The organism is Methylomonas sp. Uni0009 (assembly GCF_054188105.3).
In genome coordinates this window covers 3,067,013-3,081,860 of sequence record NZ_JBTAFN010000001.1, presented here as the reverse complement: position 1 = coordinate 3,081,860, position 14,848 = coordinate 3,067,013, and the positions used below count along the sequence as shown (strand labels likewise).

At 54.9% G+C, this 14,848-nt stretch carries 9 protein-coding genes; 3 read left to right on the top strand and 6 right to left on the bottom strand.

What is annotated here, in order from left to right:
• Positions 1-47: 47 nt before the first annotated feature.
• The 3 genes from ACWAU0_RS14435 to ACWAU0_RS14425 all read left to right on the top strand — a co-directional run bounded on the left by ACWAU0_RS14435 (position 48) and on the right by ACWAU0_RS14425 (position 3,978).
• Positions 48-758 (top strand): PepSY-associated TM helix domain-containing protein, encoded by a 711-nt coding sequence (locus ACWAU0_RS14435; RefSeq protein WP_101055219.1) that lies wholly within the window; start codon positions 48-50, stop codon positions 756-758.
• 3 nt (positions 759-761) lie between these two features.
• Positions 762-1,445 (top strand): Fe2+-dependent dioxygenase, encoded by a 684-nt coding sequence (locus ACWAU0_RS14430; RefSeq protein WP_101055217.1) that lies wholly within the window; start codon positions 762-764, stop codon positions 1,443-1,445.
• A 523-nt stretch (positions 1,446-1,968) separates the two neighbouring features.
• Positions 1,969-3,978 (top strand): TOL_0244 family TonB-dependent receptor, encoded by a 2,010-nt coding sequence (locus tag ACWAU0_RS14425; protein ID WP_101055215.1) that lies wholly within the window; start codon positions 1,969-1,971, stop codon positions 3,976-3,978.
• 23 nt (positions 3,979-4,001) lie between these two features.
• Here ACWAU0_RS14425 and ACWAU0_RS14420 read toward each other — a convergent pair whose 3' ends face one another.
• The 6 genes from ACWAU0_RS14420 to ACWAU0_RS14395 form a co-directional block, all read right to left on the bottom strand.
• Positions 4,002-4,841 (bottom strand): class I SAM-dependent methyltransferase, encoded by an 840-nt coding sequence (locus tag ACWAU0_RS14420; protein ID WP_319962573.1) that lies wholly within the window; start codon positions 4,839-4,841, stop codon positions 4,002-4,004.
• A 52-nt stretch (positions 4,842-4,893) separates the two neighbouring features.
• Positions 4,894-7,596, bottom strand: a complete 2,703-nt coding sequence (locus tag ACWAU0_RS14415; protein ID WP_319962572.1) for an EAL domain-containing protein — start codon at positions 7,594-7,596, stop codon at positions 4,894-4,896.
• Between the two features lie 6 nt (positions 7,597-7,602).
• A complete protein-coding gene (locus ACWAU0_RS14410) occupies positions 7,603-10,902 on the bottom strand; it encodes a PAS domain S-box protein (RefSeq protein WP_458137065.1) in 3,300 nt (1,099 codons plus the stop codon).
• Between the two features lie 3 nt (positions 10,903-10,905).
• Positions 10,906-11,526, bottom strand: coding sequence for a YfiR family protein (locus ACWAU0_RS14405; RefSeq protein ID WP_458137064.1), 621 nt, complete (start codon positions 11,524-11,526; stop codon positions 10,906-10,908).
• Between the two features lie 123 nt (positions 11,527-11,649).
• Complete coding sequence (locus ACWAU0_RS14400; protein WP_458137063.1) at positions 11,650-14,112, bottom strand: TonB-dependent siderophore receptor; 2,463 nt, start codon at positions 14,110-14,112, stop codon at positions 11,650-11,652.
• Positions 14,113-14,396: 284 nt separating this feature from the next.
• The gene (locus tag ACWAU0_RS14395) at positions 14,397-14,840 is read right to left on the bottom strand and encodes a roadblock/LC7 domain-containing protein (protein WP_445368552.1); all 444 of its coding nucleotides are present in this window, start codon (positions 14,838-14,840) and stop codon (positions 14,397-14,399) included.
• Positions 14,841-14,848 lie beyond the last annotated feature (8 nt).

The following is a 14,848-nucleotide window of genomic DNA, read 5'->3' as shown; positions in this document are numbered from 1 at the left end:
AACCCCCTTATTTGCAATTGCCATAGCCCGCTTTTGGACCCCGACTCATGAACACCGCAACCGACTCATTATTGACGCCAGCCAACCGCCCGCCCAAGAAAACCAACGGCGGCTACTTGTTTTTACCGAAAAGTCTATCGCGCGGCGCCTTTCTGAAATGGCTGCGCCGCACCCATGCCTGGTTCGGGCTGTGGGGCGCGGCGTTGGGCTTGCTGTTCGGCTTTACCGGGATTTTAATGAATCATCGTGACATCTTGAAAATTCCGATTGGCCGCATGGAACAAAAAGAAATTCAGCTGGCCTTGCCGGAACCTCATCCCGCGGACCCAAAAGCAATGGCAACCTGGCTGGGTGAAACGCTGAGCATCGATACGTCCCACGCCAAAATCCGCAAGGAACCCGGTAAAACCGTGACCTGGAACAATCAGCCGGTTCAACAGCCGGCCTCCTGGCAGATCAACGTGCGCAATCCGCAAAAACTGTTGTCTGCCGACTATTGGGAGGGCAACGCCTTTGTCACGGTCAAGCAAGGCGAGGCCAACCTGTTGACCACTTTGAATAATCTGCATAAGGGCACCGGCATGGGCATGGGCTGGGTCTTATTGGTGGATACCTTGGCAGGCGGTTTAATCTTGCTGGCCTTGACCGGCACCTTGTTGTGGACCAGGCTGCACGGCAACCGTTTAGCCGCCGCCGGTTTGGGGCTGGGCTCCATGAGTCTGGCGGTGTTTTTTGCCTTGCAAGCCATCTCGGGTTAGACCATGTTGATCCAAATTCCGGAAGTTCTTTCCCCTGCCGAACTGCAACAGCTCGGCGATATGCTGGCCGACGCGCCTTGGGCGGATGGCCGCATCACTGCCGGCAGTCAGTCGGCACAGGTCAAAAACAATTGGCAACTGCCGGAGCAAACCGAGCAAAGTCAGGCGGCCCGTGCCATCCTGCTGAACGCCCTGAATCGCAATCCCCTGTTTCTGTCGGCTGCTCTGCCGAAAAAGATTTTCCCGCCGTTGTTCAATCGCTATGCTGGAGAACACAACACCTTCGGCAACCACATCGATAACGCTATCCGCCACTGCCCGATCAGCGGCGAACGGGTGCGTACCGATTTATCGGCGACGGTTTTTCTGGCGGAGCCTGACAGCTACGACGGCGGCGAACTGGTCATCGAAGACACCTACGGCGAACATGCCGTGAAACTCGCGGCTGGGGATATGGTGTTGTATCCCGGTTCCAGCCTGCATCGGGTGGAACCGGTGACGCGCGGCGCGCGGCTGGCTTCGTTCTTCTGGCTGGAAAGCATGGTGCGGGAAACCGAACGCCGCCGCCTGTTATTTGAAATGGATATGGCTATCCTGGAATTGCGCAACACCCAAGGCGACACCGCGCCGACCGTCAACCTGACCGGCTGTTACCACAACCTGCTGAGAATGTGGGCGGAGGTGTGAAACCCGCCTGATAGTTATTCCGGCTCCTATGTAGACCCAGTATCGTCATCCCTCGAAAGCGGTAACCTTAGCGCAGCCCTTTTGGCCCTGGGCGGCGCGGGGCCGCTGACATATCAGGGCCGGGGAACAACAAACTGCGTCAGCTTAAGTCCTCGTGCCACTGCCGTTGGCATACCGCTGAAAACTTTATCTTCATCCCGCCACCAACGGCCAACAGCGCATCCCCTCCTCCCCTATTTGCTTGGCCCTCACGCGCAGCACATTCCATCGCACCTGTCAGGGCAGAACGCTGTCAGTCGACAGATTGACCTATTGACCGGCCTTTTCTTGCGTTCACCATTTCCATTAAGGCGGGCAGCATGATACTTGCGGTCCGGAATGGCCAGCACCTTTATGCGCCTGACAAAGTAGAATGCATAAATGCTACAAAAACTTTGTGATAAATCGATGCTGCGCTACATTTGCAACTGAAGAATTAACCCGAGAGACACGCTGTCTCTTGCCATGCCCAATTTGCTACAGAATGAAAAATACCTTTTACCCCGTTTGGATAGGCGCGCTGTGCTTGGCTATTCATACGGAGATTGCTTCGGCCGATACCGATTTAACCGAGTTGAATTTAGAAGAACTGCTATCGGTAAAAATCACGTCCGTTTCCAAAAAAACCCAAGCGCTAGGCGATGCGGCGGCGGCGGTATTTGTCATCAGCAACGACGACATCAAACGCGCCGGCGCCACTAACATTCCCGATGCACTACGTTTGGCTCCCGGCATCGACGTCGGCCGCATCGACGCCAACAAATGGGCCGTCAGCTCACGCGGTTTTAATGGCCGGTTTTCCAATAAATTACTGGTGCTGATCGACGGTAGAAATATCTACACGCCGGCTTTCTCGGGTGTGTATTGGGAAATGCAAGATGTCATGCTGGAGGACGTGGAGCGCATCGAGGTGATTCGCGGCTCCGGCGCGGCACTGTGGGGAGCCAACGCCGTGAATGGCGTCATCAACATCATCACCAAACACGCCGCCGATACCCAAGGCGGCTTACTCAGCGCCGGCGGCGGTAGCGAGGAACGCGGATTCGGTGCATTCCGTTATGGCGGCAAACTAAACGAAAACACCAGCGGCCGCGCCTATCTCAAAGGTTTTGATCGTGACACGCTCAGCAGAGCCGACGGCCAGCCCGCCGGCGATGCCTGGAGCAAAATGCAAGGCGGCTTTCGCATAGACTCCGACTGGTCGGCCGCCGACTCCGCCACCGTGCAAGGCGATGTTTATCATAGCAATTTAAACCAGCAAATCGGATTAGCTATGTTCACCGCGCCTTATCGAGAAACGATTGCCGACCAGGTACAAGCCACCGGCGGTAATTTGCTGGGCCGACTACAACATCGCATTTCCGACACCTCAAATTACGCTCTACAACTCTACTTCGACAGCTATGACCGCAGAGAAAGTTTTATTGAAGAAGAGCGTTATACCGGCGACGTCGATTTTCAACACCGCTTTGCGCTAAACGACTGGAACGACATTATCTGGGGAGCGGGTTATCGGTATACCTATACCAAAGAAAACCAAGTGAAGCAGACCTTAGTTAATTTCACGCCACCTCAACGCGGCGAGAGTTATTTCAGTACCTTTCTCCAAGACCAATTAACCTTGGTGGACGAGCAGCTATGGCTGACACTGGGTTCCAAACTGGAGCATAACGATTACACCGGCATCGAAGTGCAACCCAGCGCACGCTTACTCTGGGGACCTGACCCCAATCACCGGCTGTGGGCGGCTATCTCCCGAGGCGTGCGCATTCCGTCGCGGGTGGATGCGCATATGGAGTTAATCGGCCAAGTGGTGCCGCCGCTGACCAGCCCCAACAGCACGCCCTTACCCCTGGCCCTCGCGGTAACCGGTTCCAACGCTTATCAATCCGAAGAGGTGTTGGCTTATGAAACCGGCTATCGATACACCCCCAGCAACAGCTTCTCCCTGGATGTATCGTTGTTTTATAACGATTATCAAAATCTGCGCTCCTATCATCCTGGAGCGACAGACCCGGCAAATGTACCGTTTTTTATCAAACAGCCTTTGATCATCGATAATACCGGCAAGGGCAAAACCTATGGCGTGGAAACTGCAATAGTTTGGAAGATGCTGGATTGGTGGCGCTGGGACCTCAGTTATAGCGTTTTGAAAACCGAACTATCCAGCAACCCGTATTACCAGGAAGCGGTGTCGCCGCAGCACAAAACCTCATTGCGGGCGATGCTCAATCCGACACCGGACGTTACCCTGGATGCCTGGCTGCGATATGTGGACAACGCCAGCGCCTTTACCCTAAGCGGGCCGGCATATATCAAAGCCTACACCACCCTGGATTTGCGTCTGGCCTGGAAGCTCAATCAAGCCGTCGAATTATCGCTGGTCGGCCAAAACCTGTTGGACAACCAACATCTGGAATACATTCAGGAAACTTTCACCCAGGCTGCCGAAGTGCAACGCGGCGTTTACGGCAAAGTGGTTTGGGAGTTTTAAGCCTCCGGTCTCGAACCGCTCGCTTAAGGCTTTAAAAATCGCAGCGTCATTCGATCACTTTCGCCAATCGCGGCGTATTTATCCCTATCCTTGCTGCCTTGGCTGAATGCCGGCGGCAAGCGCCACACGCCACCCTCGCGGTCTTTGTTGTCCAACGGGTTGGCGTTGATCTCGCTGGCAGCCTGCAATACAAAGCCAGCGGCACCGGCCCAGGCAATCAGCTGATTTTGGCCGATATAACCGGAGAAATCGTCGTTCGCCACATCGCCATTTGCCCGATGTTCGACCAGCCCCAGCGTACCGCCAGGTTTAAGCACGTCGAAAAAACCTTTGAACATCAACGCCACGCTATCCGCTTCCCGCCAGTTATGGACATTGCGAAACGTCAGCACCACATCCGCTGAAGCGGGTGCGCCAAACGTCGGCTTGGCTTCGTCATACAGCCGAATCTCCGGGCTGCCGTATAGGCTTGGTGCAGCACGCAATTTGCGCTCAAGCGCGTTGAGTTGCTTTGCATAATAATGCTTGGCGCTGTTCTTGACGGCACTCTCAGGGTTTATCACCGCGGCGATGTAATGGCCGTTTTCCCGGAGCAAAGGCGCCAGAATCTCCGCGTACCAACCATAACCCGGCGTAATTTCGATCACAGTCTGTTGCGGATTCACGCCGAAGAACGTCAGCGTTTGCAACGGATGCCGCCAGTTGTCGCGGGCGACGTTGGCAGGGTCGCGCCACTTGCCGGCAACCGCTGCTTCCAGTGTCAGCACCGGCCCCGCCCCCGTCGCTGTGGAATGTGCGTCCTCCGACGCAGGACAGGCAACCAGCGCGGCGATAACTGCGGTGGCAAGCAGTATTCGAATCACAGTCGCTTCAGCCCTCTTTGCATTCGGCTTATATTCAAGGCAATCCAAAAGACTACGGCTTTTTAATGCACAGTGCTTCAAAATCAGCCAACGGTATCGGCTTACTGAACAAGTAGCCCTGATATAACTGACAGCCTTGCCGTTCCAAGAATGTCAACTGCTCTTCGGTTTCAACGCCTTCGGCGATACTTTCGATACCCAAGTTATCGGCCATGCCGATGATGGTTTGCACAATCACCGCATCACTTTGGGATACCGTAATATTGCGCACGAAGGACTGATCGATCTTCAATTGGTCTATCGGTAACTTGGTCAGATAGTTCAGCGACGAATAGCCGGTGCCAAAATCGTCCATCGAAAAACGCACGCCAAAATCACGCAGTTGCTGCATCTTCACAATCGCATCGTCAATGTCATCCAGCACCAAACTCTCGGTGAGCTCAAGTTTCAGCCGATTGGGGCTCAAGTCGTAGCGCGCCAGGGCAAGCCGCACTTGCTCAACGAAATCATCCTGATGAAACTGCAGGGCGCTGACATTCACAGCAAGCTGTAACTCAGACTTAAGCGGATCGTTTTCCCAGGCTTTGAGCTGCGCACAAGCCGAGTCCATGACCCATTTACCAATCGGCAAGATCAAGCCAGTGTCCTCAGCCAATGGAATAAATTCCGCAGGCGAAACCAGGCCGCGCTCGGGATGGAGCCAACGTATCAAGACTTCTGCGCCAAGAATCTGACCGGCGCGGTTGACCTGCATCTGGTAATAAAGCACCAATTGCTGCTCGCTTAGCGCCACACGCAAATTGCTTTCCAATACCGCGCGGGTTTCCAAAGCGGCCTGCATCACCGGATCGTAAAACAGCAGCTTGTTACGGCCGCCGCGTTTGGCTTGGTAAAGCGCGGTATCGGTGTATTTCAGCAATTCCTCTGCCGTAATATGTTGGTTGCGAAACATGCAGATACCCATGCTGGCCGAGCAATGGTGATCGTATCCCTGCAACGAATAAGGCTGATTAATGGCAGAAAGAATTTTACCGGCCAGCATTTTGGTATGGGCAGACGCCCGGGTTTCGTCCGCACTTAGGCTGTTCAATATCATCACAAATTCGTCGCCGCCCAACCTGGCGACGGTATCGCCTTCGCGCACGCATTCTCGCAGACGTTGGGCAACCTCGATCAGCAGCAAGTCGCCAATTGTATGGCCTTTGGTGTCGTTGAGCGCTTTGAAGTTATCCAGGTCAATAAACAAGGCCGCGCCATGCTTATCATGCCGGGCATTGGTGACTATGGCTTGTTGCAGGCGGTCGTAAAGCAGACGGCGATTCGGCAGATTGGTTAACGGATCGTAAAACGCTAGGCGCTCGATCTCGGCTTCCGCCTGTTTTTGAGCCAACGCGCGGCTGAAATTTTCCAAGGCGAAGTTAATATCCATGGACATTTCGACCAACAGGTCCCGCGCCGCATCGTCGAAGGCGTTCGCCTCGTCGGCGTACAGTACGAATGCGCCGACCGCCTGGTCGTTTTTGAGTAAAGGCAACGCAGCCGACGCCGCCCAGCCGGCGCGCAAGCCTTGCTCTCGCCACGGCACGGTCATCGGATCGTTAATAAAATCCTGACACCAACAAGGGCGTTGTTCGCGGATTGCCACGCTGGCGGGACCGCGGCCGAAAGCACTGGCGGCATCCATGCACATATCGATAGTAGCCAACTCTTCCGCGCCTTCCCCAAAACTGGCGACCGGGCGTATCGAGCACTGATCGGCCGCAAACAAGCCAACCCAAGCCATTTTCATACCGCCAAACTCCACGGCAGCGCGGCAAATTTCCAGAAACAGTTCGGTTTCATCGGCACTGTGGACGATGGCTTTATTGCAATGACTCAAGGCCGCATAGAGCTGCATATGGCGTTGGACTTTCGCTTCTGCCGCTTTACGCTCGGTCACGTCGCGGGCAATGCCGAGCACGCCTATCGGTTTGCCGTCCTGATTCAATACCGGTGTCTTCAGAGTTTCGAACAAGCCGTAGTAACCGTTATCAGCGAAAGTCAGCCATTCTTCGTTGGCGCAAACCTTGCCGGCGGCCAGAGCTTTGCGATCATGGTCCCGGAAAAAATCGGCCAGTTCCCTGGAGGTAAATTCGTAATCGGTCTTGCCGACGATGTCGGCTTCCTTGGCGCCGTATAAGCGTTCGAATTGCAGATTGCAACTGATATACACACCCTGCAGATCCTTTAACCAGACCAGATCGGGAATAGTCCGCAGCAAGGTGTGCATGAGGCTATGGGCCGCAACCAGATCGTTCAGACTGGCTCTGAGCTTTTTCTCGCTCTCCAGGAGCTGGTGGCTACGCTCTTCCACCAACTCTTCCAGATGATTGCGCAGCCGGTCGATTTCCAAATGTGTGCGCACGCGCGCCAGCAGCTCCTCACGTTGATACGGCTTGGTGACAAAGTCCACCGCGCCCAGCTCAAAGCCTTGGACTTTTTCGTCCGGGTCCGACAGCGCACTGATGAAAATAATCGGCACATGGCGGGTATCCGGATGCGCTTTGAGCAGACGGCAAACCTCAAAGCCGCCCATACCCGGCATCAAAATATCCAGCAACACCAAATCAGGCGGATTGGCAGTAGCAAAATTAACGGCCAGCTCACCGTTTATCGCCGAGCGCACCTCGTACCCTTCAGCCTTAAGCAGGTCCGACAGTAACTTCAAAGACGCCGAAGTGTCGTCAACGACCAGAATTTTGCCTGCATTTACCATGATGTTTTAGTGAGTTCCCAATACATTAAGAATAGTCGGATATTCATAAGCTTCGGCAAGCCGAGTCAATGCAGCGGCCACCCGCAGATCATAAGCCGCAATCTGTTGAATAATCCCGCCTATACGCTCACTGTCCAGATTATTCACCGCCAACTGCAAATCCTCGCGTAAATTCTGCGGCACGACCGACAGCATCTCCGGCGTCAAAATCACGTCCTCCGGCATCATTGCCGATGAGTCTGCATAAACATAGCGCACGCCCAAGAGCCGGCTCAGACAATCGTAAATTTCGTTGGCCCGGAAAGGCTTACAGATTAAGTCGTCCATGCCGGCCGCCATAATATCCGCCCGTTGCTCGGTGAAAGCCGACGCCGTGACCGCCACTATCTTCACCTGTTTGCCGCCCGGCAAGCTTCGAATGATTCTGGTCGCTTCCAAACCATCCATTACGGGCATCTGTCTATCCATCCAGATTAAGTGTGGTTGCCAACTTTGGAAACATACCACGCCCAACTCGCCGTTCTCGGCTACCTTAACCTGAAAGCCCACGGCCTCCATCAGATTCACCAGCAATAATCGATTCTCCAGCTGATCTTCGATTACCAGAATCCGATAATTATCCTGCCCCGGCATCAGCCCCAGCACCATGCGTTCTTCCAATCGGTACAAATCGGTAATATCGGCGGCCTGCGCCTGCTTCAGCGGCACATCAATGCGAAACAGCGAACCCTTTCCCGGTGAACTCTCCAGACTGATTGAGCCCTTCATTAATTGCACAAATTGGCGGGTGATGCTTAAGCCCAGCCCGGTACCTTTGTTGTTGGCCAGGTGTCCTATCTGCACAAACGGTTCGAAAATGTGCTTTTGGTCTTCAGCGGCAATCCCAGGACCGGAGTCCTCCACTTCAATCAACAGATGGGCGATGGCGTTGTTCTTGGTGGACAGGCGTATGACCACCCCGCCTTGCTGGGTAAATTTCAACGCATTGCCCACCAGATTGATCAATATCTGGCGCAAGCGGGCCTGGTCACCGATGATATAGCGCGGAAATGAGGAAGACTGATCGACGACTATTTGCAGATTTTTCTCGGCCGCGCGTACCTGCATCATCTTCATCACATCCAGCACCATTTCCCCCAAATCGAATGGCGCGTCTTCCAATTGGACCCGGCCCGCTTCTATCTTGGCCATTTCCAGCACGTCATTAATCAAATTCAGCAAGTGCTCGCCGCTACGATTGATAATTTCGACATTGGCGCGATCACCGTCTTGTAGCCGGGCATTTTTCAGCAGAATGGCGGAAAAGCCGAGAATCGCGTTCATCGGGGTGCGTAATTCGTGGCTCATGTTAGCCAGGAATACGCTCTTGGCTTTATTAGCCGCTTCGGCGGCGTCGCGAGCCAACAGCAATTCCGCCGTCCGTTGCTGCACAGTGTTTTCCAACTCGTTTCGGTAGCGCATCAGTTCGTTTTCTGCGCGTTTGCGATCAGTGATGTCGCGCGCAATTTTGGAAGCCCCGACAATTTCGCCTTTTGAATTTCGTAGCGGCGACACCGTTACCGAAACGTCAATCAATTGCCCATCCTTACGGCGGCGGATCGTCTCGTAATGCCTAATCGATTCTCCCCGCCTGACTCTATCCTGAATTTCCCGCTCCTCATTTTGGCATTCTCCGGGTATCAAAATAGCAATCGAATGACCGACGATCTCGTCGGCCCTATAGCCAAACATGCGTTCCGCACCCTTGTTCCAGCTGGTAATGACGCTATCGAGAGTTTTACCGATGATGGCATCTTCAGTGGATTCAATGATCGCGGCGTATTCCGACAACAATTTCTCGGCGTTCTTGCGTTCGCTAATATCCCGGCAAATTGCCAGATTGTATGTCTTGCCATCAAACTCAAAACAGTTACCGGTCACTTCCACAGGGAAAACCCGCCCATTACGTGTCCGGTGACTGGTTTCGAATTGCATTTGGCGACTCACGGACAACACCGGCCAAAATTTCTCCCACACGTCCGGCGACCAGCTGGGATCAATATCAAACACCCCCATTCCGCGGGTAAGCTCATCTCGACTATAGCCTAATCGGTTGGCGGCCCCCTGATTCGCATAAAGAAATTTCGGATCGTTCCCCGGCATCAGGAATATGGATTCCTTCACTTGATCCAGGGCATAAGTCAGCAATTGCAGTTGGTGCTGCGCCTGTTTCCGCTCGGTCAGATCATAAACCAAGCCAACGAACCCGCTAACGGCGCCGCCCTCTCCCTGTAAGGCCGTTATAGACAGATTGACCGGCACGCGCGTCCCGTCCTTGCAGATAAAAGTCCACTCGTTTTCTTCGCGTAGACCCCGTTGAGAATGCGCGGTAAACACTTCAAATCCCGGATTAATCAAGACACCCAGTTCTGCAGACAATGTCTGAGCACGCCGTTGGATCTCGGCTGCATCGTGCCAAAGTGCCGGGGTGTGTTGGCCTATCAACTCGTCGGCCGTATACCCCAACAAGCGCTCCGCGGCTAAATTGAAGCTGGTAACAGTGCCGTCGGCGGATGTAGAGACGATGGCATAGGCCGCGTTGTCCAAAATCGTACGATGAAAGGCGTTAAGCCGGGACAATGCCATTTCACGTTCTTCAACCGCTTCCAACATGGCGTTGAAGCTTCCCCCCAAGCGCGCCAATTCATCGGCGCCGACGACAGGAACCCGGTGCCGGTAGTCGGCGGACAGCCGAACCCGCTCCGCAGCGACGGTTAAGGAAGCAATCGGCTGAATGATAGTCCGCCGCAGCACCGCCAGTTGCCCTAAGGTAGCGGCCAACAGCACCAGCATACCGGCACCGAATAACCAGAGCAGCTGGTGAGTTTGCTGACTCAATTGCTCCAAACCCATCACGATGCGCAAGCGCCCGCCTTTGCCTAAACCCTGCAGTAACTTCGCGGTATCGTGGTTTAGATAAATGCCATCGGCTAAGGTTGGCATACTCCGCGGCGGCTCGGAGGCAGTGTGGTTGAGGCTGGCCAGCATCCGCCCATCATCTAAAAAAATATCCGCCTCTTGAATTTGCGGATTGGCGCGCAAGGTATCCAGCACTTCCTGAGCCCGCGTGGGATCTTCGAAAGCCACCGCAGCCTCTGTGCCCACAGCGACCAACTGCGCGTATGGCTCCATGATCTGCCGCACGCGCTGTTCCAGGGTCATACTGTGAAACAGCGCCAGCCCCGCCACAGCCAACACGAACGCCAACAGCGCCGCCCCCCAGAGCACTGCCGCAAGTCTGTTGTAAATAGTGGCTTGGATGGACATGACTTATCTCATTCGGCGCAGCTCGCCGTTTTCCAAAATCTCACTGGACACTTCCAACATTTTGGTCTGAATCGTCAAGGAAACCGCTCGGGCTTGATCGAGGTTGACGCTCATCCGCACCCTATCCGTCACTTCAAATCCTATGACTCCACCATCCGGCAAGAATTCCGGCTCGTCACTGACCGTCAGAACCGGTTGCTGTTTCAACACCGCCAGCGCCGTGCGCCGCTTTGCGGCATCCGCATAAGCCATGAAAACAATCTGACACGGCGGCAATTCCGCCAACGTAGCGGCGCGAACAATGACAAAACTACGGCCCTGCTCGGTTCGTCCGCGCAAGGTGGTTTCTAAAATATCGCCAAACGGATCGGGCCCCAAAACACCGATACACCAAGGCGCATTTCCGGCGGGAAGCGCCTGTTTCGGCCAGACCACGTAATGGGCAAAATTACGCAGAAAGGCCGCTTTTACTTTATAGGGGTTATCGACTATCACCTCCTGGCCGACTGCCAAACCCGGCAGCAACAACAGGGCAGCAAGCCAAAGGGCCGCCCTGGCATGGCGCCTCGGACATAGCTTATTGCCTGCACATTGATCGCAAGCCCCTGATGAATTAGCACTCAACACCGCACTCCTTGCGTAACACATCCGGCATAGCGCCCAACATCGGCAATGCCCAATGCTAACCGGCTTGCCGCTGCGAAACAGTACCGATAATCGGCTAGTGTCATAGTCTTAGCCCCGGTATCAAAACTTCACCGAAAAGTTGATCATCAACTCGCGGGGCCTGCTACGGCTGCTTTGCGAAGGCCGGTATTGTTCGTCCAGCAGGTTTTTGCCCATCAGATCCACGCTCATACTATGCCCTCCCACTTCCCAGGTATAACCGATGAGGGCGTTCAACAAGGCATAAGTTTGCCGCGAATTAACCGGGCTATCAGGTAACAGAGTCTGATCGAAGACCAGATTGACGCCGCCGCCCAGATGCAGGCCTCGCAACGCCTCAATGCTAAAGTCGTAACGTGTCCAAAGGTTGGCCAGATGCGGCGCGCTCATTTGCAGCGGCGCGTTGTGGAAGCGATTGACGTTCTTGTAGTTAGCCAGCCCCGCCGCATCGAGCGTGCCGGGGTCTTGGGCGAGGATGGCATGGTCCTGACCGCTGAATTCGGTGATCCTGGCATCCATATAGCTGTAGGACAGATACAGTTGCCAGTCGTCTGTCAGTTTAGCGGTGGCGTCCCATTCGATGCCTCGGGAACGCTGTTCACCGCTTTGCAGACCGTAAATGGTGATGCCGCCGGCGGAATTGGTCAACGCCATATCGTTGACGATGTTTTTATTTAAGATCTCGAAGTAAGTCAGCGTGCTGGACAAACGACCGTCAAACCAGTCCGCTTTAATGCCGACATCGTAACCCCAGCCCTCAGTCGGCCTAGGAATCGACGTGCTACCGTCCAGATTGTTGGCCGGAAAAGTACCCGGCACGAACGATTCCGCGTAGCTGGCGAACAACGACCATTCGGGTGCCAGCTTGAAGAGCAGCCCGTATTGGGGCGTGACCGCACTTGCGGTGGCGCCCTGTGCTTGGCCGGTCAGACGGTTTGTGTATTGGCTTTCTGTTGATGTCCAGCGCCAACCGGCCAACAGCAGCAAACGGTCATCGAAAAAACCGAAGGTAGAGCTGCCGTAGACCGATTTGTCGACGGCGTTCACGTTCTCGTCGGTGAGGCTGGTCGTCAGCCGGGATAAGGGTATCGCCGTATTCCGGTTCCAGGTGTTGGGATTGCCGAGATCCCACAAAGGCAAGGGCGAAGCGGTGGGATTGCTGCCCAAGGCCGGATCGTTGGGTGCCTGGCCGGCGGCGCGATGGAAGTTGCGGTCAATGTATTGACCGCCCAGCAGCAAGCGCAGACTGGCGAAGCCCAGGTCATACTTACCCACGCCTTGCAGTTCTATCGTGTCGTCACGGTTGCTGTAGGCTTGCTGCCTGACCCGGCGACCCTGCATCAACGTTGTGTTATTGCTCATGCCCAAGTTACCGGTAAACAGGGCATCGACATCGTATTCCAGATGCGAATAGCCGGTGCGCAGATTCCAATGTTCGTCGGCCTTAAAGTCTATCCAGGTACTGAGATTGTGGGTGTGGCTACGCCGATAGTCGCTGTAAGCCATGCTGTTCCAATTGTCGGGCAAACCCTGTACATCGACGCCGGAAAGGTTGGGGTCCGCGGCAGTGGGCAACACGCCGGCCTGCGTGTTGTAGCCGGGCTTTTGCATGAGTTGGGGCTCTTCTATTTTTTCGAAGTTTTCGTATTTTACCGAGACACTCAGGCGGTCGCTGGGTTGCCAAAGCAAAGAAGGCGAGATGTTCCAGGAATGCGCATCATAAGGCTCCCAGTAATGCATATCCTGATCATAAGAAGCCGCCAGCCGGTAGAACAGGCTTTTTGTAGCCGGTCCCGTTACGTCAACATCAAAACGGTACTCACCGTAGGAACCGTAACGCGCATCCGCAGCAGCGGCAAACCGGCGCTGCGGGTTTTTGGTGATGACATTGACGATACCGCCGGGCGCGACCTGACCGTACAGAAACGATGCCGGCCCCTTGACCACTTCAAGCCGCGAGATATTGGTGAAATCCAAAATGGACGGACCGTGGACGCCGTCGCGCAACGTGTGAATATTGCCGCCGGCCAGAGAACCCACTGCAAAGCCGCGAATGGCCAAGTTGGCGTTGCCTTCGTTGAAGTCGTTGCTGCGGTAAGTGACTCCCGGCGAATAGCGGGCTATGTCGAAAATATCGCGGGGTTTTTGATCCTTGATGAACGACTCGGTAAAGGCTTGGAGCGCAAACGGCAATTCGCTGATCGGTGCATCGAAACGGGAGCCGGACACCGAATTCGAAGCAAGGTATCCGCTATCAAGCTGGGAAGACACATCGAACGGCGACACCTTGACATTCACCAGCTCCAGCAGATCCATATCCGCCACATCCCTGGCGGCCTCATCGGCCTGTTCGGAAAGAGGGGTGTCGATAACAGCATCGTCAGCCGCTTTCAAATCAGTCGAAAACGTCCGGCCAGCCTGGGAATCGGCTTCGAAGTCGCCGCCGGGTTCCGCCGCCAGCGTTAATGGCTGGCGCAGCACACTAAACACAAAAACCAGTCCGATAGACCAGCCGACGCCAAATTGAGACCCACAGTCTTTCATTTTGCATCCCCCCAGTGAGATTTATTAACCCGGCCCTTAATCATTGCCCACACCAGCCTGGACTTCGACGAGCTCAGCCGGACGGCATACCCGCGACCAATAGGGCCGGGTTAATAACGCGAAGATCTAGTTATTTTTATGAAACCGCGGGACAACACCCGCCGTTCACTAAACAGCTTAGTTCAGTTGGTAACGGAGGGCAATTTCTACGAACGCGGGGATGGGGTTTCTCGCCAGCACCCGGCGAGAAGGAAGAAACGACGGCTGGATAGACTTGCCGCCGTCTATTTAGCCTGACTTAACACAGAGGCCAGGTTGACGCCCTTGGGACTGGAAATACACAAAATGATAGGCCCGACGCTGAGCATTGCCAGCTTGTTGACGGCACCGACAATGACGATCTGTTCGATCTCGCCCAAACCCAGCGAGGTTTCACCGTGCTGTGCAGCACGAATGGTTTCCTGAATAATCGCCCCGAACGCATCCATATTGGGCGCTTCCGCGGATTGGGCCAGAATCAGGCCGTCGTGGTAGGCTGCGCAAGCGCTTACGCCATTGATCTTGACCACTTTATCCACGACAGACTGCACGGCGTCAATGAATGCCGCACGCTTTAAGCGGGTGGCTTCACTGACATTGACGATGTCGGCCGCAGGTTGCCGGCGCGCGGCGAGATAATCGTCGGCGAGCGTATCCAACTGCGCCAACTGCGATTCAAACCAATGCATAGTTAAGC

Bases quoted from the DNA above. Each gene is read 5' to 3' on its own strand.
- ACWAU0_RS14430 (WP_101055217.1), top strand. From the start codon at position 762: ATGTTGATCCAAATTCCGGAAGTTCTTTCCCCTGCCGAACTGCAACAG.
- ACWAU0_RS14410 (WP_458137065.1), bottom strand. From the start codon at position 10,902: ATGTCCATCCAAGCCACTATTTACAACAGACTTGCGGCAGTGCTCTGG.
- ACWAU0_RS14400 (WP_458137063.1), bottom strand. From the start codon at position 14,112: ATGAAAGACTGTGGGTCTCAATTTGGCGTCGGCTGGTCTATCGGACTG.
- ACWAU0_RS14435 (WP_101055219.1), top strand. From the start codon at position 48: ATGAACACCGCAACCGACTCATTATTGACGCCAGCCAACCGCCCGCCC.
- ACWAU0_RS14415 (WP_319962572.1), bottom strand. From the start codon at position 7,596: ATGGTAAATGCAGGCAAAATTCTGGTCGTTGACGACACTTCGGCGTCT.
- ACWAU0_RS14425 (WP_101055215.1), top strand. From the start codon at position 1,969: ATGAAAAATACCTTTTACCCCGTTTGGATAGGCGCGCTGTGCTTGGCT.
- ACWAU0_RS14395 (WP_445368552.1), bottom strand. From the start codon at position 14,840: ATGCATTGGTTTGAATCGCAGTTGGCGCAGTTGGATACGCTCGCCGAC.